Consider the following 21,911-nt stretch of genomic DNA (forward strand, 5'->3'; position numbering starts at 1 on the left):
AATGTGCTTATACGGCGAGAAACCCTCCGTCGACCGGCATGGTCACGCCGTTCACATAAGATGCCAGCTCCGATGCGAGGAACGCCACCGGGCCGACCAGCTCCTCCGGCTGCCCGACGCGGCCGAGCGGTGTGCGGCCCAGAAATCCGGCGAGCCGGCCCGGGTCGTTGCGGGTCGCTTCGGTCATCGCCGTTTCAATCACGCCGGGCGCGATCGCATTGACACGAATGCCGTCGGCGGCAAGCTCGCGGGCGAGCGCCTGGGTGAGGAGCTTGACGCCCCCCTTGGACGGCGCATAGCCCAGCGTATCGGCAACGCCGAGGAAGGACGCGATCGAGCCGAGATTGATGATCGTGCCGCGCGTCTCGCGCAATGCCGACAGGAAGGCGTGGGTGACGTTGAATGTGCCGGTCAGGTTGACGTCGAGCACCCGCCGCCAATTCTCGCGTGCACGGGGCGAGCCGATGCCCTCACGGATGATGATGCCGGCATTGTTGACCAGGATCGCGATCGGCCCGACCTCGCGCGCCGCACGCTGCGCCAGCGCGGAGCACGCCTCCGCATCGGTGACATCGAGCTCGAACGGCCATGCCGCGCGGCCGTGCTGGCGAATGTCGGCCGCGGTTTGCTCGGCGCCGGCGCGATCGATGTCGGTCACTACAACGTCCGCGCCATGCGCCGCGAGGCCAAGCGCGATGGCGCGACCGTTGCCGTGCGCAGCGCCGGTCACCAGCGCGCGCTTGCCTGCGAGCAGGGTCGCCATTGCGCTCATGGCGCGCTTCCTTCCGCCGCCACGCCGGCGATGTGTCTGCCCGCGATGTAGCCGAAGGTCAGCGCAGGCCCGAGTGTGATGCCGGCGCCGGGATAGTTGCCGCCCATGATGCTCGCCATGTCGTTGCCGGCGGCATAGAGGCCGGCGATCGGCTGGCCGTCGGTGTCGAGCGCGCGGGCATTGGCGTCGGTCCTTATGCCGGCATAGGTGCCGAGATCGCCGATCACCATCTTGATGGCGTAGAACGGCCCGTGCTGGATCGGCGCGATGCAGGGATTGGGCCCTTGCAGCGCATCACCCTGATAGCGGTTATAGGCACGCGAGCCCTTGCCGAAGACGGGATCGCGTCCCTCCGCCGCGGTGGTGTTGAACTCCGCGACCGTCGCCTCGAGCGCCTTGGCGTCGATGCCGGCCTGCGCGGCGAGCTCCGCCAGCGTCGCGCCGCGCTTGAGATAGCCGGTCTTCAGGTGATGGCCGAGCGGCATCGGGCGCGGTGGCACGCAGCCGAGGCCGTATTTGCGCAGCGTCTCGTGATCGCAGATGAGATGCGCCGCGATCTCCTCGCCGGGCTTCGCCGCCTTGATCATCGCCTGCACGAAGTCGTGGTAGGAATTGCCTTCATTGGCAAAGCGCCTGCCGTCGGCCATCACCGCGATCACGCCCGGCTTGGCGCGATCGATGAAATGCGGCATCACGCCTTTCGAGCCGTCCTTGCGCGTCGTGACTGAGACCGGCACCCAGGCCGCGGCATTCGGCAGCGAGTCGTCGACGCGGCCGCCGGCGGATTCCGCAAGGCGCAAGCCGTCGCCGGTGTTGCCGGTCGGGCCCGGCGAATAATGTTCTTTTCCGGTCGGCGCATGCGGAAACATCTTTTGCCGTCGCGCGACGTCATGCGGAAAACCGCCGCAGGCGAGTACCACGCCACGCTTGGCGTTGACGCGGATCGTGCGCCCTTCACGCACGACGACCGCGCCGCGGACCACGCCGTTCTCGACGATCAATTCGCGCACCGGCGAGTTGAGCCAAAGCGGGATCTTGAGGTCGAAGGCGGATTTCGCCAGCCGTCCGGCGAGCGCGTTGCCGTTGGTCAGCGTCATGCCGCGGCCGTTGCGCATCACGTCGATGGCGTGCTTCGACAGCCGTTTGGCGACATAGGCCGCCGAGGTCAGCGATCTCGTCGCGCGCATGAAATGCACAATCTCCTTGCCGGAGCCGAGCATCATGCCGAACACGGTGAGCTCGGGCAGGGGGCTGCCGAGATTCTTGAGGGCGTCGCCGAGCTCGTGGGCGTCGAACGGCCGCGTCACCATCGAGCGGCCGCCCTGCGCGCCGCCCGGCGCTTCCGCATGATAGTCCGGGAAGGTCAGCGGCATGTCGAAGCGCACCGCGGTGCTGGTGGTGAAGAAGTCGACCGCCTTCGGCCCTTCGGTCAGGAACGCATCGACGCGCGCGGCATCAAAGCTGTTGCCGGCCTCGTGGCGCAGATAGGTTTTGGCCTGATCGGGGCTCTCCTCGATGCCCCAGGCCTTGGCCAGCGAGGTGCCGGGGATCCACAGCCAGCCGCCGGAGCGCGCGGTGGTGCCGCCGAACCGCGGCTCCTTCTCGACCACCAGGACCTTGAGGCCGTGATGGCCGGCGGTGACCGCCGCCGACAGCCCGGCGCAGCCGGAGCCGACGACCAGCGCGTCGCAATGATACGTTTCCTGGGTTTGTTCGTTGGCCACGCGATCGATCCTATTTCTTGAGCAGCGGGCACTTCGACTCGGAGATCGGACGATAGGCATCCTCGCCTTTCACCGTCTTGACGATGTCGAGATAATCCCACGGCTCCTTGGACTCCGACGGCTTCTTCACCTTCGCCAGATACATGTCGCGGATCACGCGGCCGTCCTCGCGCAGCTTGCCGCCATGCACGAAGGTGTCCTCGATCGGCAGCTCGCGCATCTTGGCCATCGCCGCCTTCGGATCGTCGGTGCCGGCGGCCTGGATCGCCTTGAGATAATGCAGCACCGAGCCGTAGACGCCGGTCTGGATCATGGTCGGCATCACATTGGCGCGGGCGTAGAACTTCTTCGACCAGGCGCGCGTCTTCCCGTCCATGTTCCAGTACGATGCCGTCGTCATATAGGTGCCCTGCGCGGCGTTGAGGCCGATCGCATGCACGTCGGTGTCGAACATCAAGAGCCCGACCAGCTTCTGGCCGCCCTGCACGAGGCCGAACTCGCCGGACTGCTTGATCGAATTGTCGGTGTCCTGACCGGCATTGGCGAACGCCACCACGTCGGCCTTCGAGCTCTGCGCCTGCAGCGCAAAGGAGGAGAAGTCGGCGGTGTTGGTCGGATGCTTGACGCTGCCGAGCACCTTGCCGCCCATCTCGTTGATGAAGCGCGTCGCGTCCTTCTCGAGCTGCTGGCCGAAGGCGTAATCCGCGGTGACGAAGAACCAGGACTTGCCGCCTTCCTTGATCACGGCCGAGGCCGTCACCTTCGACAGTGCGTAGGTGTCGTAGGCGAAATGCACCGTGTTGGGGCTGCACAATTCGTCGGTCAGCGAGCTCGCGCCGGGACCGGACAAGAGCGCGATCTTGTTGCGCTCGCGCACCATGTTGTGCACGGCGATCGCGATGCCGGAATTCGGGATGTCGACGACGGCGTCGACCTTGCCGTTGTCGAACCAGCCACGCACGATCTGCACGCCGACATCGGTCTTCATCTGGTGGTCGGCGGAGATGATCTCGATCGGCTTGCCGAGCACGGTGGGGCCGAATTCCTCGACCGCCATCCTGGCCGCCTCGACCGAGCCCGGGCCCGAATTGTCGCGTCCCCAGCTCGACAGGTCGGTCAGCACGCCGATGCGCACGACGTCATCGGAAACCTGGGCGTGAGCGGCCGTGGTCATCGCCGCGACAAGGGCTGCCGCCAGAAACTGTCTCATCATTCCTCCCTTTGGATGTCCGCGCTCTTCGGCGGGTCACTCAGGATTAGGAATTGTCTAATCAGTTTGTCAATGGCGAATTAGGTGTGTGAATAGTGTCACAAAGTTGGCACCCGTGCGGCGCGACGCTTCACATTTGGTGAGCGAACGCTTACATGGCTCGTCCGGGACGGCACCGCGGCAACGAGTCCGGCTCATTTGCCAGACCGCGCCGCAGTGCCAAGTCACTATGAAACAGGGGAATTTTCGCGGACGGCGACGCGTTTCGCCGCCCGGACTGGGCCACCCGTGAAGGGCAAGGCTCCTGCGGGGCGGGGCATGAAGGGCGTCGGCGGGGCAGCGATCATAGACGGATCATGTTGAGACAGCTCTTCGCGCCGCAGCTCGTCATTCTTTACGTGCTGGTGTCCTCTACGCTCTACGTCCACTTCCGCGGCAAGCATCGGTTGCGCTTCGCTCGCCAGCTCGGCGATCACTCGACCTACCTCGCGCCCTACAATGTGCTGATGTATGCCGGCTCCGCCGTGCCCAACACGCCGGTGATTCCGGTTGAGCAGTTTCCCGAGCTCAAGAAGCTCTCCGACAATTGGGAGACGATCCGCGACGAGGCCACGCGCCTGTTCGACGAAGGCTTCATCCGTGCCGCGGCCAAGAACAACGACTGGGGCTTCTACTCCTTCTTCAAGAGCGGCTGGAAGCGCTTCTATCTGAAATGGTACGACGACTTCCTGCCGTCGGCGCGGACGCTGTGCCCGAAGACGGTGGAGCTGCTCAACTCGATTCCGAACGTGCATGGCGCGATGTTCGCGATGCTGCCGCCGGGCGGTAAGCTCGGGGCGCACCGCGATCCCTTCGCCGGCTCGCTGCGCTATCACCTCGGCCTCGTGACGCCGAACTCGAACCAGTGCCGCATCCTCGTCGACGGCGTCGAATGCGTCTGGCGCGACGGCGAGGCCTTCATGTTCGACGAAACCTTCATCCACAGCGCCGAGAACAAGACCGACGTCAACCGCATCATCCTGTTCTGCGACGTCGAGCGCCCGATGAAGTTCGGCTTCATGACGGCGATGAACCGCTGGGTCAGCCACAACATCGTCAAGGCGTCGGCGACCCAGAACGTTGACGGCGAGCACGTCGGCGCGCTGAACAAGGTGTTCGGCAAGCTCTACGAGATCCATCTCGCCAGCCGCAAGGTGAAGGAGTGGAATCGGAACGTGTATTACGCGCTCAAATATTCCGCGACCGCGCTGATCCTCGGCCTGATCGTGATGTCGGCGCTGCACTGACCGCGGCGGCGTTGCCGCGTTGGAAGCAAAAGCCCCGAAGCATGCTCCGGGGCTTTTTGTCTGGGACGAGAGCTGTGAGGCGGAACAGCGTCAGTCGCGCTCGAAAACCTTGGCGCCAGGGTAGATTCGCCTGGCATAGGCGACGACCCACTCCCTGTCCTGGGTCTCCAGGAACGGAGTTCGGATCTTGCACGACCCGACGATCAGGTGCCACAGGCCGTTCAGCTTCTGAATGTTGACGATCATCTGAGTGGTCCTCGAAACCCGCGTTCCAGTCGACACCTGCCACGCGTGACAGTCTTGCGATTGACGGCTCGGAGCAGTGATCCTGATCACGTTGGAGTAGCCGCGAGTGTAAAAATCTCTCGCCATCGCTCAACTGTACGGGCGTAAGCACGGGCCATCACAAGGAATCAGGCGGGCTATACCAAGGTATGTTGGTGTCGATCAGGAGGTGCAGCCGCAGCGTCGGGGCCGTTCAACTTTGCGCGGCGGCGCGCCTTCGCGCTCCGATCCGTTACGTGGGCGTGATAACGTCCCATCTGGCGTTTCGCATTGAGGGGACCTTGCCATGTCGGAGTCATCAGGAGCTTTTGCGACCACTGCGCTGAGCGGCTACGAGCTGCTGGCCGATCCGCAGCTGAACAAGGGCACGGCGTTCTCCGAGGCTGAGCGCGAGGCGTTCGACCTGCATGGCCTGTTGCCGCCCAATATCCTGACGCTGGACGAGCAGGTCTCGCGCCGCCTCGAGGCGCTGCGCGGCTTTGAGACCGACATCGAGCGCTATGCCTTTCTGCGCGAGCTGCAGGACACCAACGAGACGCTGTTCTACGCGCTCCTGGTCGGCAACCTGGAAGAGCTGCTGCCGATCGTCTACACGCCGACCGTCGGCGAGGGCTGCCAAAAATTCAGTCGGCTGTTCCGCAAGCCGCGCGGGCTGTTCCTCAGCATCCCACATCAGCACCGGATCGATCGCATTTTCGCCCATCCGCGCTTCGATCACGTCGAGGCGATCGTGGTGACTGACGGCGAGCGCATCCTCGGCCTCGGCGACCAGGGCGCCGGCGGCATGGGCATCCCGATCGGCAAGCTCGCGCTCTATACCGGCTGCGGCGGCCTGCATCCGGCGACGACGCTGCCGATCATGCTCGACGTCGGCACCGACAATCCCGATTGCCTCGCCGATCCGCTCTATGTCGGCTGGCGCAACGAGCGCGTCCGCGGCCAGGCCTATGACGACTTCATCGAGGCTTTCGTCGCGGCGGTGGTGAAGCGCTGGCCGCGCGTCCTGCTGCAGTGGGAGGATTTCGCCAAGAACAACGCGACGCGCATGCTCGAGCGCTATCGCGACCGGCTCCTGACCTTCAACGACGACATTCAGGGCACCGCGGCGGTGGCGACCGGCGCCTTGCTCTCCGCGATCAACGTCACCGGCGTGCCGCTCACCGAGCAGCGCGTCGCCGTGCTGGGCGCAGGCTCGGCCGGCTGCGGCATCGCCAGCCTGATCCGCGCCGCGATGGTCGATGCCGGCCTGTCGGAGAGCGAGGCGGCGAAGCGCTTCTTCATGGTCGACCGCGACGGGCTGCTGCTCGAGGGTATGAGCGGGCTCGCCCCGTTCCAGCTTCCGTTCGTGCAGGACAGGCAGGCGATCGCGGGCTGGCAGCTCAGCCATCCCGACAAGATCGCGCTGCTCGACGTCGTGCGCAATGCCAGGCCGACCGTGCTGATCGGCGTTTCCGGCCAGGCCGGCGCATTCTCCGAACCGATCGTCCGCGCGATGGCCGAATGCAACAAGCGACCGGTGATCTTCCCGCTGTCCAATCCGACCTCGCGCGAGGAGGCGACGCCGGTCGATATCGAGGCGTGGACCGAGGGGCGGGCGCTGATCGGCGTCGGCAGCCCGTTCCCGCCGATCATGCGCGACGGCGCGCGCTTCAAGGTCGACCAGACCAACAACTCCTACATCTTCCCGGGTGTCGGCGTCGGCGCGCTCGCGGTCGGTGCCAGCCGGGTCAGCGACGGCATGTTCATGGCCGCCGCCAAGGCGCTGGCCAGCGTCTCGCCGGCGCGCGACAACCCGAAGCACAATCTGCTGCCGCCGGTCAGCGCGTTGCGCGACGTCTCGCAGACCGTGGCGCTTGCGGTCGCGCTGCAGGCGCACAAGGAGGGATTGGCGAGGGACGTTCCGATCGACCAGGTCGAGGCGCGGATTCACGCCAAGGTCTGGACGCCGCGCTACGTGCCGTACCGCCGCAGCGATCGGGCCTAGAGCTCGGCGCGTCGGCGCGGCGCGATCCTCCGGGCCGCGCGCGGCATCGATTTATGACCATCATGATCGGGTCAGGGTGGGCTCGACCTCGCTCGCGCCTTCTCAACGGGCTTGACCGAAGTAAGAATTTTCTTCAATCTTGGCATGCCAAATGCCAGTGGCGGTCCTTCAGGGATTTGGACGTCGCGGTGTCCGCAGCCCGCGATCGCACAACATCGACACAACGAGGAAACGGGGAGGGAAGTCGAATGGCCGATCTTGGCATGTCGCGCAGGGAGTTGCTGGTCGGGTCCATGCTTACGGCGGTCGCCGCGGCGGCGCCGCGACCGCTCTGGGCCCTCGACAATACCGGTGCGCTGGCGCGATCGAAGACCGGCATGGTGACGAGCCCGCACGAGCTCGCCACGCAGGCGGGACTCGAGGTGCTGCGCAAGGGCGGCAATGCGATCGAGGCCGTCATCGCCATCGGCGCCACGCTGTGCGTGACTTATCCGCATTTCAGCGGCCTCGGCGGCGACAGCTTCATGGTGATCAGTGACCGCAAGGGAAACGTCCGGACGCTGTCCGGCGCAGGTCAGGCTGCGCTCAACCTGCCGAACTACAGCGGCTCGGTCCCGATCCGGGGGCCGGGGTCGGCGTTGACCGCGGCCACGACCGTCGACGTCTGGGATCAGGCGTTCGATTTCAGCCGCAAATCCTGGGCCGGAAAGCAAAGCTGGGCGTCGCTGTTCGCGCGCCCGATCGAATACGCCAGCAAGGGCTTCCCGGTCACGCCGTCGCAGCGCTTCTGGCAGGACATGGAAGCGAAGAACCTGAAGGACTGGCCAGAGATCCAGCGCATCTTCATGCCCGCCGGCCGGATGCCTGAAATCGGCGAGCCGCTGGTCCAGGCTGAACTCGCGAAATCGCTGGAGATGCTGGCGGCAAATGGCGGGCGTGATTTCTACGAAGGAAAGCTCGCCGCGCGCATTGCGGCCGGACTGAAGCAGATCGGCTCGCCGCTGACCGCCGACGATCTGGCACGCTGCCGCGCGCGCGACGAGACGCCGTTGCGCGTCGGCTATCGCGGCGGCGAGCTGCTCGGGCTGCGCCCGCCGACGCAGGGTCTCACGACACTCGAGATCATGGGTATCCTCGACCGCTTCGAGCTCGCGAAATATCCGGAAGGGAGCGCGGACTACTATCACCTGCTGGTCGAAGCGGTGAAGCAGGCCTTCATCGACCGCAGCCGCTACATCGGCGATCCGGAATTCGTCGACGTTCCGGTCAATCAGCTGCTCTCGGCGAGCTACCTCGACGCGCGCGCGAAGGCGATCAACCTCGAGAAGGCGATGCCGTGGCCGCACGTGTTCAAGAAGGGCGACACGGTTTATCTCGCCGCGACCGACCGGGACGGCAATTGCGTCAGCATGCTGCAAACCGTCTACTACGATTGGGGAAGCGGCATGGTGGCCGGCGACACCGGCATCATCTGGCACAACCGCGGTGCGTCGTTCAACCTCGACCCGGCGAGCCCCAACTGCCTCAAGCCGGGCAAGCGGCCGTTCCACACGCTCAATCCGGGAATCTACCTCAAGAGCGGACGGCCGCATCTGCTGTACGGCACGCAGGGAGCCGACGGGCAGCCGCAGACGCTCGCGGCGGTGCTGACCAGGCTGATCGACTACAACATGGATCCGCTTACCGCGCTGTCGCGACCGCGCTTCCTGCTCGGCAAGACGTTCTCCGATGCGCGCGACAGCCTGAAGCTGGAGAAGGATGCCGGTGAAGCGGTGTTCAAGGCGCTCGCCGAGCGCGGCCACGAAATAAGTCCGATACCGGCCCAGAGCCCGCTCGCGGGACATCCGGGTGCGATCCGGATCGACGCCGACGGGAGCATCACCGGGGCGCATGATCCGCGCAGCGACGGGCGGGCCCTCGGGCTGTCATGAGACGAAGCGCGTCCGATTGACGGAGCGCCCGGCGGCTGCCGGGCGCATCCGGCAGCCATCTGCGAAGCATGGTCCGCCACCCGGTGGGCGAGCGGTGGCGGACGACGCCTTCGGCGCGCTGCGATCTGTCGCTCGCCATGGCCGACTGAAGGCCGACTAAAGTTCAAGTCTCGACGGTCCCTTCCCGTGGAACTTTCCGGGGCGCGTTATCGTTCGTACTCAAACGAACCACAGTCAATATCCGTCCGGGGGCCTGTGCGAGGGAGACACCCCCATGGCAACATTCGGCCCAACGCTTCGTCCAACCTCCGGCCTCGACGCCAACCGGCTCACGGCATCCGAGCATCAGCTGCAGCTGCGCCGAGCGGTGATCGCCTCCACGGTCGGGACCGCGATCGAGTGGTATGACTTCTTTCTCTACAGCACTGTCACCGGCCTGGTTTTCGCAAAACTGTTCTTTCCGCATTCCGATCCCTGGGTCGGCACGCTCGAGGCCTTCGCCATCTATGCGGTCGGCTTCGTCGCGCGGCCGATCGGGGCTGCGATCTTCGGGCACTATGGCGACCGCATCGGCCGCAAGTCGACGCTGATCGCGACGCTGCTGTTGATGGGACTGGCGACCGCGGCGGTCGCATTGGTGCCGACCTATTCCAGCATCGGCATCTGGGGCGCGGTGATCCTGACCGTGTTGCGCTTCATCCAGGGCGTCGGCGTCGGCGGCGAATGGGGCGGCTCGGTGCTGATGTCGATGGAATGGGCGCGCAACGATCGCTCCCGCGGCCTGATCGCCTCATGGCCGCAATTCGGCGTGCCCTGCGGACTGTTCCTCGCCAATCTCGCGGTGCTGGCTTTCAGCCAGATGTCGGGCGACCAGTTCCTGTCGTGGGGCTGGCGCATTCCTTTCGCGCTCAGCATCGTCCTGGTCGGTGTCGGCCTCTACATCCGGCTCGGCATTCTGGAAACGCCTGTGTTCAGCAAGCTGCTGGCCGAGCGTCAGCTCGACCGCACGCCGATGCTGACGGTGATCCGCGATCATCCGAAGGAGATCCTGCTGTCCGCCTTCGCGCGGATGTCCGAGCAGGCGCCGTTCTACATCTTCACCGCCTTCGTGTTCTCCTACGGCGTCGGAACGCTGCACGTGTCGCGTGACTTCCTGCTGACCGCGGTGCTCGCGGCCTCGGTGCTGTCGTTCGTCTCGATCCCGCTGTGCGGGCACATCTCCGATCAGATCGGCCGCAAGAACATGTACATGATCGGCGCTGCCGTGACCGGCGTGTTCGGCTTCATCTATTTCGCGATGCTTAACACCGGATCGGAAACGATCATCTTCCTTGCGATCTTCCTGTCGCTGATTCCGCACGACATGCAGTACGGCCCGCAGGCGGCCCTGATCGCAGAGAGCTTTACTGGTCGCCTGCGCTACAGCGGCGCCTCGCTCGGCTATCAGCTTGCTTCCGTGATCGCCGGCGGTCCGGCACCGCTGATCGCGACCTGGCTGTTCGGCACGTTCCATTCGGCGACCGCGATCGCGGCCTATATCGCGGCTTGCGCAATCATCACGCTGGTCGCGACCGCGATGATGACCGACTACACGGGCAGGGACATCAATGCGCCCGAGGCGCATCAGCAGCGGGTTTGAGTAGCAAGGGAGCAATCGATGATGAAGTGGCGAAAAGAATCCGCGCTCGATCTCTATAACCTCATCGCAGCGATTTTCCTGCTCGCTGCGCCGTGGCTGTTCGTGCAGGCCAATCCGACCGCGGCGATCGATCTCAGGATCAGCGGCGCGGCGATCGCGATCATGTCGCTGGCGGCGATCGTCGCGTTCTCGATCTGGGAAGAATGGATCAACCTGGTCGTCGGCTGCTGGCTGATCGTCTCGCCCTGGCTGCTCGGCTTCGCGCATACCCGCGCGATGCATTTTGCCATCGCCGCCGGCGCGGTGGTGGCGTTCATGGCGCTGCTCGAGCTGTGGCTCGAATACGAGAAGACGCATTTCGGCCCGGCAGCGCCGCACGCCGCCGAAAGGCAGTAGGATCCGCCGCTGGCGAGACCGAGGTGTGGCTCCTTGTCTTTAAGCATGACCTCCTCGGAAAACCGCTTCGCACTTTTCCGGATCATGCTCTAGCAGCCGCGGCAAATGCCCTTGATCTTGCGGTCGACGATCGCGTCCTCCTGATCGATGATCTGCTGCGATATCGATGTCGTCGCCGGAACATCGGCGGCGCGCGGCTGGCGATGGCCGACCGGCGCCGACCACGGCCTGCTCGCGGTTTCGTTTGACGCGTAGGCGCGGGGCTGCTGGACCGCCGCCTGTGCGAAGCAAGCGGTCGCCATTGCCGCGGACATAATCGCAGCCAAGCCAAGCCGTACGCCGGGTCGTCGAAGATCGATCATGAAAATCTCCATACAGTCGTCATACAGTCGTCGCCGCGTTTGCGCGCGGCCTTGATGACATGGAGTGCCCCGGTCGCTCCGGTATTCCCCGCTCCATCTGATGTGATCGGGCGCTCGCGGCGCGGTGATCGCGCGTGATGAAATAATTCCCGGGCACTCGCGGTCCTTGATCACAGGAGCCGAGCTAGGTCGGCTTCACCACCGTACGGAGAAATCCCATGACCAAATTGACCCTCGCGGCGCTTGCGCTGGTTGCGGCAGCCTCCTGTTCGGCTCAGGCGTCCGCTGCCGGCAACAACGCTGCGGTGCGGCGCGCCAATGCTGCGATGACGACAACGACGGTCAGCAGCAAGACCACCGATTGCGTGCGCGCGCCGAAGGTCGGATCGTTCGCGACCGCCCCGTTCACCGAGCCACCCTGCATGCCCGGCACGATGCGCTGACGGCGCACAGCAAAAAGGCCCGGACCTGAAGTCCGGGGCTTTGGGCCTGGCCTCGTTCCTGAGGCGGTTATTCCGGCTTGCCGATCGTCACCGCGAGCTTGCCGACGCCGTCGACGCCGCATTCGAGCTTGTCGCCCACCTGCAGCTGCGAGACGCCGGCTGGCGTGCCGGTCATGATGATGTCGCCGGCGGCAAGCTTCACCTGCTGCGAGAGCTGCCAGATGATTTCAGGCACGTTCCAGATCAGCTCGGTGAGGTCGCCCTTCTGGGCTTCCTTGCCGTTGACGGTGAGCCAGATCTTGCCCGCGGTCGGGTGGCCGATCTTCGCGGCCGGCTGGATCGCCGAGCAGGGTGCGGAATAGTCGAACGACTTGCCGATCTCCCAGGGCCGCTCCTTCTTGCGCGAGGCGATCTGCAGGTCGCGGCGGGTCAGGTCGATGCCGACGGCATAGCCGTAGACATGCTCGAGCGCCTTGTCGGCGGGAATGTTCAGCCCGCCGCTCTTCATCGCCACCACCAGCTCGACCTCGTGATGCAGGTCCTTGGTCAGCGGCGGATAGGGGATGGTCGCGCCATCGGGCACCAGCATGTCGGCATGCTTGCCGAAGAAGAACGGCGGCGCGCGCTCGTCATTGCCCATCTCCCTGATATGCTCGAGATAGTTGCGGCCAACGCACCAGATGCGGCGGACCGGATAGGTGCCGGATTCGCCGACGACGGGAAGCGAGGGCTGCGGGGGAAGCGGAATGACGGTGGATGCGGCGTTCATGAACGGGTCCCGGAGGGTTGAAGGAGGGAGCGCGGGCGGTATTTACGCGCTTACGCCGCTCAGGGCTAGTGGCCGCGGCTGCATCCGGCGCAGAGGTGAGGCCAGCTTTCCGCCGAGCGCGGCCGCCTTTGGTCGACAATGGCGGTGGGGCCCATGAGGAAATGGCTTTCGATCGGCCTGGTGCTGATCGTCGTGGCCCTGATCGCCGCCGCCGTTCGGTTTTTCACGGTCGTCCCGGAGCGGATCGACCGGGCGCAGAACAGGGTCCAGCGCGTGGCGCAGGATATCACGCCCGCCGCAACGGCCTTGCAAGCGACGCTCGACGTGGCGGACATGCATGCGGACAGCCTGCTGTGGAAGCGTGACCTGATCGCGCGATCCGATCGCGGCCATATCGATCTGCCGCGACTGATCGAGGGACACTACGCGCTGCAGGTGTTCTCGTCTGTCACCAAGTCGCCCAAGGGCCAGAACTATGATGCCAACGGCGCCGATACCGACACTATCACGAACCTCGCCATCATCGATCTGCAGCCGCCGCGGACGTGGTTCTCGTTGCTGCAGCGCTCGCTGTGGCATGCCGAGAAACTGCGGAGCTTCGCCGAACAGTCCGCCGGGCGGCTGCGCCTGATCGCAACGCCGGCCGACCTCGACCGCCTGCTCGCCGACCGCAAGAGCGGCGCGACGGTGGTTGGCGGCATGCTTTCGATCGAGGGTTTGCAGGACATCGAGGGCAACATCGCCAATCTCGACGTGCTCTACGGCGCCGGATTCAGAATGGCCGGTCTCGCGCATTTCTTCGACAATGACGTCGCGGGCTCGATGCATGGCGTCGCAAAGGGCGGACTGACGCCGCTCGGGCGGCAGGTGGTGCAGCGGATGGAGGCGATGGGCATGATCGTCGACCTCGCGCATGCCAGCCACGCGGCGGTCGGCGAGGTGCTGGCGATGGCGACGCGCCCGGTGGTCTCGAGCCACGGCGGCGTTCAGGCGACGTGCAAGGTCAACCGCAACCTCACCGACGACGAAGTCCGGGGTGTCGCGCGGACCGGCGGCGTGGTCGGCATCGGTTTCTGGCAAGGGGCGGTCTGCTCGCTCGATCCGAACAATGTCGCGCGGGCGATCGCCCATGTCCGCGACCTGGTCGGGATCGACCATGTCGGCCTCGGCTCGGATTTCGACGGCTCGACCACGACGGGCTTCGATGCCAGCGAGATCGTCGCCGTGACCCAGGCGCTGATGTCGCGCGGGTTCTCGGAGGACGACATCCGCAAGGTCATGGGCGGCAATGTCCTGCGCGTGCTGCGCGCAGGCATTGTCCCGAGGGGGTGAGACGCCCTAGCCGGTGGCGCTGACCGGCGCCAGCGCCAGCGGCGACGGGTCGTGGTGGTGCTGCAAGCGGAAGAACGAGGCGTAGCGGCCGCCGCGGCGCAGCAGCTCCTCGTGCCGTCCGCGCTCGACGATCTCGCCGCCCTCGACCACCAGGATCGCATCGGCATGCATGATGGTGTGCAGGCGGTGCGCGATCACGATCGTGGTGCGGCCCTGGCAGAGATGCTCGATCGCTTCCTGCACCTGCTTCTCGGACTCGGAGTCGAGCGCGGCAGTGGCCTCGTCGAGCAGGATGATCGGCGCGTTCTTGATGAGCGCGCGGGCGACCGCGATGCGCTGGCGCTGTCCACCGGACAGCTGGGTGCCGTGCTCGCCGACCGGCGTGTCGTAGCCGAGCGGGAAGCTCATGATGAAGTCGTGTGCGCAGGCGGCCTTGGCGGCGTCGACGATCTCTTGCTCGCTGGCGCCCTGCTTGCCGAAGGCGATGTTGGCGCGGATGGTATCGCGGAACAGATAGACGTCCTGTCCGACATAGGCGGTCTGCTGCCGCAGCGACTTGCGCGACACTGACGAGATCGGCTGTCCGTCGATCAGGATGTCGCCCTCGCGCGTCTCGTAGAAACGCAGCAGCAAGGCCAGCACGGTCGATTTGCCGCCGCCGGAGGGGCCGACCAGCGCGGTCACCTTGCCGGGCTCGGCCACGAAGCTCATGCGGTTCAGCACCGGCTCGCCCGGCCGATAGGCGAAGCTGACGTCGCGCAGTTCGATCTGCGCCTCGGAGAGTTTCAGCGCAGGCTTGTCGTCATCGGTCTGCTCGCTCGCGGGGCTATCGACCACCTCGAGCAGCATCCGCGCGCCGACCAGCTGGCTGTTGAGATCGATGTTGAGCCGCGCCAGCCGCTTGGCCGGCTCGGTCGCCATCAGGAAGGCGGTCAGGAACGTGAAGAACTGGCCCGGCGTGGAACCGAGCGCCACCACACTGTAGCCGCCATACATCAGGCAGCCGGCGACCGCGAAGCCGCCGAGCATCTCCATCAGCGGATTGGAGCGGTTGGCGACGCGCGCCATCTTGTTGGCATTGCTCTCGACGGTTGCGATGTGCTCGTCGATCCGCTGCTGCATGGTGCCTTCCAGCGTGAACGCTTTCACGGTGCGGATGCCCTGCAGCGATTCCTGCATCGTCTCCATGATGTCGGCGGTGCCGGTGAACTGGTTGTAGGCGAGCCCCTTGATCCGCTTCACCAGCCTGCGCAGCATCAGCATCGCCGGCGGCACCGCCACGAGCCCGATGAACGACATCAGCGGGTCCTGCCAGACCATGACGGCGACCATGCTGATCAGCATCAGGAAGTCGCGGCCGATCGCATTGACCAGCATGTTGAGTACGTCGGTGATCGACTTGGCGCCGGCGGTCAGCCGCGCGAGGAATTCCGACGAGTGCCGCTGCGAGAAGAAGCCGATGCTCTCGCTCATCAGCTTGGCGAACAGTTGCCGCTGGTTGCTGGCGAGGATGGCGTTGGAGATCTTGTTCAGGATCACCATGTGGCCGTAGGTCGCCACGCCCTTGATGAACAGCAGCACCACCGTGATCCCGGCGAACATGGCGATGCCGGGGATGTTCTTGTCGACATAGGCCTGGTTGATCACCTGGCCGAGCACGTAGGTGGCGCCGGCCGTCGAGCCGGCCGCAATGGCCATCAGGGCGAACGCTGTCAGATAGCGCCGCCAATAGGTAATCCCTTGTTCCATGACCAGGCGGCGAATCAGGATCGCCGCGCCATAGGGATCGTCGGTAATTTTCTTTGGAAACTGGGCCATCCGCGTTCCATTGACGGCGGGCAGCGCCGGCCGTCAGGGTTGCGGGACCTCCTTGCCCGCTTGGCGGGGCTTTTTCAAGTACAATAACTGCTTGATAACGGTTTGTTTTTTAGGCCGATTCCGCGTGTCGCGCGGAGCCGGCGCGCTCCCGGAACAGCTTCTCCTCCCAGGCCAGTGCGTGGCTCGCGATGGTCTCGAGATCATCGTAGCGCGGCGTCCAGTCGAGCAGCGAGCGGATCCGGGTCGTGTCGGCCACCATGGTCATGATGTCGCCAGGCCGGCGCGCGGCGTGGGCGACCGCGAAATTGCGCATCGAGACCCGGCGCACCGCCTCGATCGTCTCGAGCACGGAATAGCCGCGGCCATAACCGCAATTCATCGTCACCGATTGCCCGCCGGCGCGGAGATAGGACAGCGCCGAGCGATGCGCCTCGACGAGGTCGCTGACATGGATGAAGTCTCGGATACAGCTGCCGTCCTGGGTCGGATAGTCGGTGCCGAACACATCGATCTTGGCGCGCTGGCCGGTCGCGGCCTCGACCGCGATCTTGAGCAGATGGGTGGCGCCGATGGTGGCAAGGCCGACGCGGCCCTTCGGGTCGGCGCCGGCGACGTTGAAGTAGCGCAGCACGACGTAGCTCATGCCATGAGCGGACGCGACGTCGTGCAGCATGATCTCGGTCATCAGCTTCGATGAGCCGTAGGGCGACAGCGGACGCGTCGGTGCGATCTCCGGCACCGGCACCTGGTCCGGGTTGCCGTAGACGGCCGCGGTCGAGGAGAAGATGAAGCGGCTGACTCCGCCCTTCACCGCCGCGTTGAGCAGGCTGCGGGTCGTCATGGTGTTGTTGCGGTAGTAGCCGAGTGGATCGCGCATCGAGTCCGGCACCACGACGGAGCCCGCGAAATGGATGATGCTGTCGATGCCGTGCTGGGCGATCACGCCCTCGACGAGATTCTCGTCGCCGGCATCGCCGATGAACAGCGGCACGCCTTCGGGCAGGAACGCGGAGAAGCCGGTGGAAAGGTTGTCGACCACGACGACGCTCTCGCCGGCATCGACCAGCGCATGAACCATGTGACTTCCGATATAGCCGGCGCCGCCGGTCACGAGCACGGTCATGGATAGAGCTCTCCCGATATTCTTTAACCGGTGATGCTAGCGGGAGTGCGGTGAAGAGGGGGTTTCGCCGCGGCCGAACTGGCCACTATGCTTAATGTTGCGTATAGGAACTGGCACGAAACGGAGACTTGAGTGCCGATCGAGAACACACCTGCCGGCGAGCTCGAGCTCATCGTGCCCAATCTGCACCGACGCTATTCGGGTGTCACCGCGACCAACCGCATGGTCGCGCCGAAGCTCGCCAAAATGCTTCGCGCAGCCTGGCTCGGCTCGCATCGGCCCGACGGCATCGACGCGATCGGATTCGCCGATCTCCTGCGGCTGTGGCGGCGCGCATCGCCGCTGATCTGGCACGCGCGGCGCAACGACGAGATGATCGTCGGGCTCGCGCTGCGGGCGCTCGGCTGGCCGCTGAAGCTGATCTTCACCTCGGCTGCGCAGCGCCATCACACCTGGCTGACGCGCTGGCTGATCCGCAACATGGATGCGATCATCGCCACCAGTCCGCTGTCGGCCTTCTATCTGAAGCGCGACGCGACGGTGGTGATGCACGGCGTCGACACCGATCGCTATGCGCCGCCCGTCGATCGCGCGGCAGCCTTCGCCGAGAGCGGATTGCCGGGGCGCTATGCGATCGGCTGCTTCGGGCGGGTGCGCGCGCAGAAGGGCAGCGACGTCTTCGTCGAGGCGATGTGCAGGCTGCTGCCGCGCTATCCCGATTTCACCGCCGTCATTGTCGGCGCCGTGGTGCCGGAGCAACTCGCCTTTGCCAACGAGCTGAAGCGGAAGATCGAGGCCGCCGGGCTGCAATCGCGCATCATCATCACGGGCGAACTGCCGATCGAGGACGTCATGCGCTGGTATCAGCGGCTGACGATCTACGCCTTCACCTCGCGCAATGAAGGTTTCGGCCTGACCCTGATCGAGGCGATGTCGGCAGGCGCGGCGCTGGTGGCCGCGCGCGCGGGCGCGGCCGAGTTCGTCGTCGAGGACGGCGTCACCGGGGTGCTGACGCCGCCCGGCGACGCCGACGCGCTGGTGGCCGCGCTGGAGCCCTTGATGCGCGATCCGGCATCGGCCGCGGCGATGGGGGCGCGGGCGCGGCAACGAGTTGTGGATAAGTTCAGCCTCGATGCCGAGGCGAACGCGATCGCCAAGGTCTACCGCGCGCTGACCTGAGCCAGCACGCGCTGCGCAATCTCCACGACCTCTTCGGGTGCGATGTCGCGCATGCAGCGATGGTCGTTCATGGTGCAGACGGTGCGCTGGCACGGCTGGCACGACAGCTTGCTCCTGGTCTGCAGCACCGTCGCGGCGAGGCCGTTGAGGGGCGCCCAGAGATAGGGATCGGTCGGGCCGAAGATGCCCATGGTCGGCGTGCCGATTGCGGCGGCGATGTGCATCAGGCCGGAGTCGTTGGTCACAGCGACGCTGGCCGCGGCCATCGCAACGATGCCGTTGCGCAGATCGCTGCCGGTGAGGTCGCGGACCCGCGCGCCGCCGACGGCCGCGATCTCCTGTGCCAGCGCCTTCTCGCCGGGGCCGCCGACCACCCAGACGTCGAAGCCGCGTTCGGCGAACAGGCGCGCGGCCTCCGGATAATAGGTCCAGCGTTTCGAGGCGCCGACCGAGCCGGGGCCGAGCGCGATGGCGGGACCGCGGCCGAGGCCGTTAGCCTGCCGCCAGCGTTCGATTTCGTCCGCGGGAACCCGAAGCTGCGGCACCGGCCATTCCGGCGGGCGGGCGGCGCCGTCGGGCAGCGCCAGGATCGCGTTCTTGTCGATGAAGCGCGGCTGCTGCTTTTCCCCCCATCGCATCGCGTTGATGAGGCCGAACCGCACCTCGCCAAAGAAGCCGACCCGTTCCGGGATGCCCGCCAGCGCCGGCGCGAGAGCGGCCTTCCAGGTCCGCGGCAGCACCAGTGCGGTGGCGTAGTTCCGTCGGCGAAGCTCGGCCGCGAGGGCCTGCTGCTGGGCCAGCGCCAGCCGGCTGCGCGGCAGGTCAGACACGATTCCGGCGCGAACATCGGGCATATAATCGACCAAAGGGGCGCAAAGCCTGGACGTCAGAAGGTCGATCGGCCGGTTCGGCCAACGCTTGCGGAGCACCCTGACCACGGTGTGGCCGCGCACGAAATCGCCGATCCAAACATAGGGCACCACGAGGATCGGTCTGGTATCCCCGGCATCCTGTGTTTCGATATCAGATATTGAATCAATATTCATTTCTAAATAGGCCAAGGCCGATCGGGCGCGGCCAAGTCGGTAACCGGTTCGCGATGAGAGGTAAAGCCGTCGTTGCCTGCGACGCGGGAGTGGGGCAAAGCTGACGGCTGCAAAGGAATCTGGCGGGATTTCATCATGTTTCTGGTAACCGGGGGCGCCGGTTTTATCGGATCGAACGTCGTGGCCGCGTTGAACGACGCCGGGCGCAGCGACGTCGCGGTCTGCGATCTGCTTGGGCAGGACGGCAAGTGGCGGAACCTGGCCAAGCGCCAGCTTGCCGATGTCGTTCCGCCGGCCGAGCTCGGCGACTGGCTGAAAGGGCGGCGGCTCACCGCCGTGATCCATCTCGGCGCCATTTCCGAGACTACGGCAATCGACGGCGACCTGGTGATCGAGACCAATTTCCGTCTCTCGATGCGGCTGCTCGACTGGTGCACGGCGAATGCCACGCCGTTCATCTATGCCTCCTCGGCCGCGACCTATGGCGACGGCGAACAGGGGTTTGACGACGACGCGTCGGTCGAGGCGCTGAAGCGGTTGCGGCCGATGAACCTGTACGGCTGGAGCAAGAACCTGTTCGACCTTGCGGTCGCCGAGCGCGCGGCGAAGGGCGCGCCTCTGCCGCCGCAATGGGCCGGGCTGAAATTCTTCAACGTGTTCGGCCCCAATGAATATCACAAGGGCCCGATGATGAGCGTGCTGGCGCGGCGCTTCGACGACATCAAGGCGGGCCGCGTCGTGCAGCTGTTCAAGTCGCATCGCGAGGGCATCGCCGACGGCGATCAGCGCCGCGACTTCATCTATGTGGACGATGTCGTGCGGGTGATGATGTGGCTGATCGCGACGCCGCGGGTCTCCGGGCTGTTCAATGTCGGTACCGGCAAGGCGCGCAGCTTCAAGGACCTGATCGTCTCGGCCTATGGCGCGCTCGGGCTGGAGCCGAACATCCAGTATGTCGACATGCCCGAGCAGATTCGCGGCAGCTACCAGTACTTCACCCAGAGCGTAGTCGATCGTCTCGGGCGCGCCGGATACAATGGCGGTTTCACCCGCCTGGAAGACGCAGTCGGGGCCTATGTGAAGGGCTTTCTCGACCGCGCGGATCGCTATCGCTAGAGCGGATGACGGTGACTGATGTTCGATTTTGAAGCGATCTCGCGTGCGATGTCCGGCCAGACCGTGCTGTGCGTCGGCGACCTCATGCTCGACGAGTTCGTCTACGGCGAGGTGTCGCGAATCTCGCCGGAGGCGCCGGCGCCGGTGATCGCGGTCAGGCGCAGCGAGACCAATATCGGCGGCGCCGGCAACGTCGCGCGCAACATCGCTGCGCTTGGCGGGCGCTGCATCTTCGTCGGCCTGATCGGCGAGGACGCCGCCGGCGCGGTGCTGGCCGAGGCGCTGGCGAAGGAAGCCGCTATCGAGACCGTGCTGGTGCGCGACGCCGCCCGTCCGACCACGCGCAAGGTGCGCTTCGTCTCCGAGCAATTCTCGACCCACATGCTGCGCTCCGACTGGGAGTTCGCCGCGCCGGCCGCGCCGGCCATCGAGCAGCAGCTGATCGACGCGATCCTGCCGCGGCTTGCGCGGGCCGACATCGTGCTGCTGTCGGATTACGCCAAGGGCGTGCTCACCGCGCGGGTGATCCGCAATGTGATCGACGCGGCGCGCCAGGCGCAAAAGCGCGTCATCGTCGACCCCAAGAGCGCCAATCTCGCGATCTATCGCGGCGCGACCGTGCTGACGCCGAACCGCAAGGAATTCGCCGAGGCGACCCGCAGCCGCGCCGACAGCCAGGACAGCATCGCGCAGGCCGCGCCCGATGCGATGTACCTCGCGGATTGCGAGGCGATGCTGGTGACGCAGGGCGAGCGCGGCATGACGCTGGTGACGCGGGGCGGCGGTTCGATCCATGTGCCGGCGCTGCCGGTCAAGGTACGCGACGTCTCCGGCGCCGGCGATACCGTTGCCGCGGCGCTGGCGCTGGCGCTGGCGGGCGGCGCCGACTGGGAAGGCGCGCTGCGGATCGCGAGCGCGGCGGCGGCGGTTGCGGTCGGCAAGACCGGTACCGCGATCGTCAAGTCCGCCGAATTGCGCCGAAGGATCCTGCCGCACGCTTCGCTGGCGGCCGAGGAGAAGATCGTCCCGGCCGGCGGCGACATCGATGCATGCCTCGAGGAGTGGCGCAGGCAGGATCTGCGCATCGGCTTCACCAATGGCTGCTTCGACATCCTGCATCCCGGCCACGTCAAGGTGCTGACCGCCGCGCGCGGCGCCTGTGATCGCCTCGTCGTCGGGCTGAACAGCGACGCCTCGGTGAAGCGGCTGAAGGGCGAGGGGCGTCCGGTGCAGGACGAGCGCGCCCGCGCCGAGGTGCTGGCGGCGCTGGAAGCCGTCGACCTCGTCGCGATCTTCGAGGAGGACACGCCGATCAATCTGATCACGCAGGTGCGGCCGAGCGTGCTGGTCAAGGGCGGCGACTATACCCGCGAGCAGGTGGTCGGCCACGAGATCGTCGAAGCCGCCGGCGGCGAGGTGGTGCTGGTCGAGATCCTGCCCGGCCACAGCACGACGTCGCTGGTTGCGCGGGCCCGTGAGGGCAAGGCATGAGCGCA

General features: G+C 65.9%; 19 protein-coding genes. 10 read left to right on the forward strand and 9 right to left on the reverse strand.

Annotated features, from left to right (window positions below; translation table 11 throughout):
* Positions 1-7: 7 nt before the first annotated feature.
* From J2R78_RS29690 to J2R78_RS29700, 3 genes are read right to left on the reverse strand one after another with little or no spacing between them, the layout of a single operon-like run.
* Positions 8-772, reverse strand: a complete 765-nt coding sequence (locus tag J2R78_RS29690) for an SDR family NAD(P)-dependent oxidoreductase (RefSeq protein ID WP_253607816.1) — start codon at positions 770-772, stop codon at positions 8-10.
* Positions 769-2,496 carry an FAD-dependent oxidoreductase gene (locus tag J2R78_RS29695; RefSeq protein WP_253607817.1) on the reverse strand — a complete coding sequence of 576 codons (1,728 nt, stop codon included), beginning with the start codon at positions 2,494-2,496 and terminating at the stop codon, positions 769-771. Before J2R78_RS29695 ends, J2R78_RS29690 begins: the two co-directional genes overlap by 4 nt.
* Positions 2,497-2,506: 10 nt before the next feature.
* Positions 2,507-3,709, reverse strand: a complete 1,203-nt coding sequence (locus J2R78_RS29700; RefSeq protein WP_375167069.1) for an ABC transporter substrate-binding protein — start codon at positions 3,707-3,709, stop codon at positions 2,507-2,509.
* Between the two features lie 353 nt (positions 3,710-4,062).
* Between J2R78_RS29700 and J2R78_RS29705 the strand changes: the two genes are divergently transcribed.
* Complete coding sequence (locus tag J2R78_RS29705) at positions 4,063-4,992, forward strand: aspartyl/asparaginyl beta-hydroxylase domain-containing protein (protein ID WP_253607818.1); 930 nt, start codon at positions 4,063-4,065, stop codon at positions 4,990-4,992.
* Between the two features lie 90 nt (positions 4,993-5,082).
* Here J2R78_RS29705 and J2R78_RS29710 read toward each other — a convergent pair whose 3' ends face one another.
* Positions 5,083-5,238: a hypothetical protein gene (locus J2R78_RS29710; protein WP_016843659.1), complete on the reverse strand. Its 156-nt coding sequence runs from the start codon at positions 5,236-5,238 to the stop codon at positions 5,083-5,085.
* A gap of 325 nt (positions 5,239-5,563) precedes the next feature.
* Between J2R78_RS29710 and J2R78_RS29715 the strand changes: the two genes are divergently transcribed.
* The 4 genes from J2R78_RS29715 (at position 5,564) to J2R78_RS29730 (ending at position 11,227) form a co-directional block, all read left to right on the forward strand.
* Positions 5,564-7,261, forward strand: coding sequence for an NAD-dependent malic enzyme (locus J2R78_RS29715; RefSeq protein ID WP_253607819.1), 1,698 nt, complete (start codon positions 5,564-5,566; stop codon positions 7,259-7,261).
* A 248-nt stretch (positions 7,262-7,509) separates the two neighbouring features.
* Positions 7,510-9,192, forward strand: coding sequence for a gamma-glutamyltransferase (gene ggt, locus J2R78_RS29720; protein ID WP_375167070.1), 1,683 nt, complete (start codon positions 7,510-7,512; stop codon positions 9,190-9,192).
* A 274-nt stretch (positions 9,193-9,466) separates the two neighbouring features.
* Positions 9,467-10,831, forward strand: coding sequence for an MFS transporter (locus J2R78_RS29725; protein ID WP_253607820.1), 1,365 nt, complete (start codon positions 9,467-9,469; stop codon positions 10,829-10,831).
* Between the two features lie 21 nt (positions 10,832-10,852).
* Complete coding sequence (locus J2R78_RS29730) at positions 10,853-11,227, forward strand: SPW repeat protein (protein WP_233443110.1); 375 nt, start codon at positions 10,853-10,855, stop codon at positions 11,225-11,227.
* A gap of 89 nt (positions 11,228-11,316) precedes the next feature.
* Here the strand turns inward: J2R78_RS29730 and J2R78_RS29735 are convergent, their stop codons facing one another.
* Positions 11,317-11,589: a hypothetical protein gene (locus J2R78_RS29735; protein WP_253607821.1), complete on the reverse strand. Its 273-nt coding sequence runs from the start codon at positions 11,587-11,589 to the stop codon at positions 11,317-11,319.
* A 218-nt stretch (positions 11,590-11,807) separates the two neighbouring features.
* Between J2R78_RS29735 and J2R78_RS29740 the strand changes: the two genes are divergently transcribed.
* The gene (locus J2R78_RS29740; RefSeq protein ID WP_253607822.1) at positions 11,808-12,032 is read left to right on the forward strand and encodes a hypothetical protein; all 225 of its coding nucleotides are present in this window, start codon (positions 11,808-11,810) and stop codon (positions 12,030-12,032) included.
* Positions 12,033-12,099: 67 nt separating this feature from the next.
* On the opposite strand, the gene J2R78_RS29745 is transcribed toward J2R78_RS29740, so the two are convergent.
* Positions 12,100-12,801 carry a fumarylacetoacetate hydrolase family protein gene (locus J2R78_RS29745; RefSeq protein ID WP_028341609.1) on the reverse strand — a complete coding sequence of 234 codons (702 nt, stop codon included), beginning with the start codon at positions 12,799-12,801 and terminating at the stop codon, positions 12,100-12,102.
* 153 nt (positions 12,802-12,954) lie between these two features.
* Here J2R78_RS29745 and J2R78_RS29750 point away from each other — a divergent pair, with 153 nt between their 5' ends.
* Positions 12,955-14,133, forward strand: a complete 1,179-nt coding sequence (locus J2R78_RS29750) for a dipeptidase (protein ID WP_253607823.1) — start codon at positions 12,955-12,957, stop codon at positions 14,131-14,133.
* A 6-nt stretch (positions 14,134-14,139) separates the two neighbouring features.
* Here J2R78_RS29750 and J2R78_RS29755 read toward each other — a convergent pair whose 3' ends face one another.
* The gene (locus J2R78_RS29755; RefSeq protein WP_253607824.1) at positions 14,140-15,951 is read right to left on the reverse strand and encodes an ABC transporter ATP-binding protein; all 1,812 of its coding nucleotides are present in this window, start codon (positions 15,949-15,951) and stop codon (positions 14,140-14,142) included.
* Between the two features lie 109 nt (positions 15,952-16,060).
* Complete coding sequence (gene galE / locus J2R78_RS29760; RefSeq protein WP_253607825.1) at positions 16,061-17,074, reverse strand: UDP-glucose 4-epimerase GalE; 1,014 nt, start codon at positions 17,072-17,074, stop codon at positions 16,061-16,063.
* A gap of 138 nt (positions 17,075-17,212) precedes the next feature.
* Here galE and J2R78_RS29765 point away from each other — a divergent pair, with 138 nt between their 5' ends.
* On the forward strand, positions 17,213-18,253 hold the full coding sequence (locus J2R78_RS29765; protein WP_253609951.1) for a glycosyltransferase family 4 protein: 1,041 nt from the start codon (positions 17,213-17,215) through the stop codon (positions 18,251-18,253).
* On the opposite strand, the gene waaF is transcribed toward J2R78_RS29765, so the two are convergent.
* Positions 18,235-19,299, reverse strand: coding sequence for a lipopolysaccharide heptosyltransferase II (gene waaF / locus J2R78_RS29770; protein ID WP_253607826.1), 1,065 nt, complete (start codon positions 19,297-19,299; stop codon positions 18,235-18,237). The genes J2R78_RS29765 and waaF overlap by 19 nt on opposite strands.
* Before the next feature lie 135 nt (positions 19,300-19,434).
* On the opposite strand from waaF, the gene rfaD reads away from it, so the two are divergent.
* Positions 19,435-20,415, forward strand: coding sequence for an ADP-glyceromanno-heptose 6-epimerase (gene rfaD / locus J2R78_RS29775; RefSeq protein ID WP_253607827.1), 981 nt, complete (start codon positions 19,435-19,437; stop codon positions 20,413-20,415).
* Positions 20,416-20,433: 18 nt separating this feature from the next.
* The gene (gene rfaE1, locus J2R78_RS29780) at positions 20,434-21,906 is read left to right on the forward strand and encodes a D-glycero-beta-D-manno-heptose-7-phosphate kinase (RefSeq protein WP_253607828.1); all 1,473 of its coding nucleotides are present in this window, start codon (positions 20,434-20,436) and stop codon (positions 21,904-21,906) included.
* Positions 21,907-21,911: the final 5 nt, after the last annotated feature.

This window comes from Bradyrhizobium sp. USDA 4538 (assembly GCF_024171045.1).
GTDB classification, from domain to species: Bacteria; Pseudomonadota; Alphaproteobacteria; order Rhizobiales; family Xanthobacteraceae; genus Bradyrhizobium; species Bradyrhizobium australafricanum.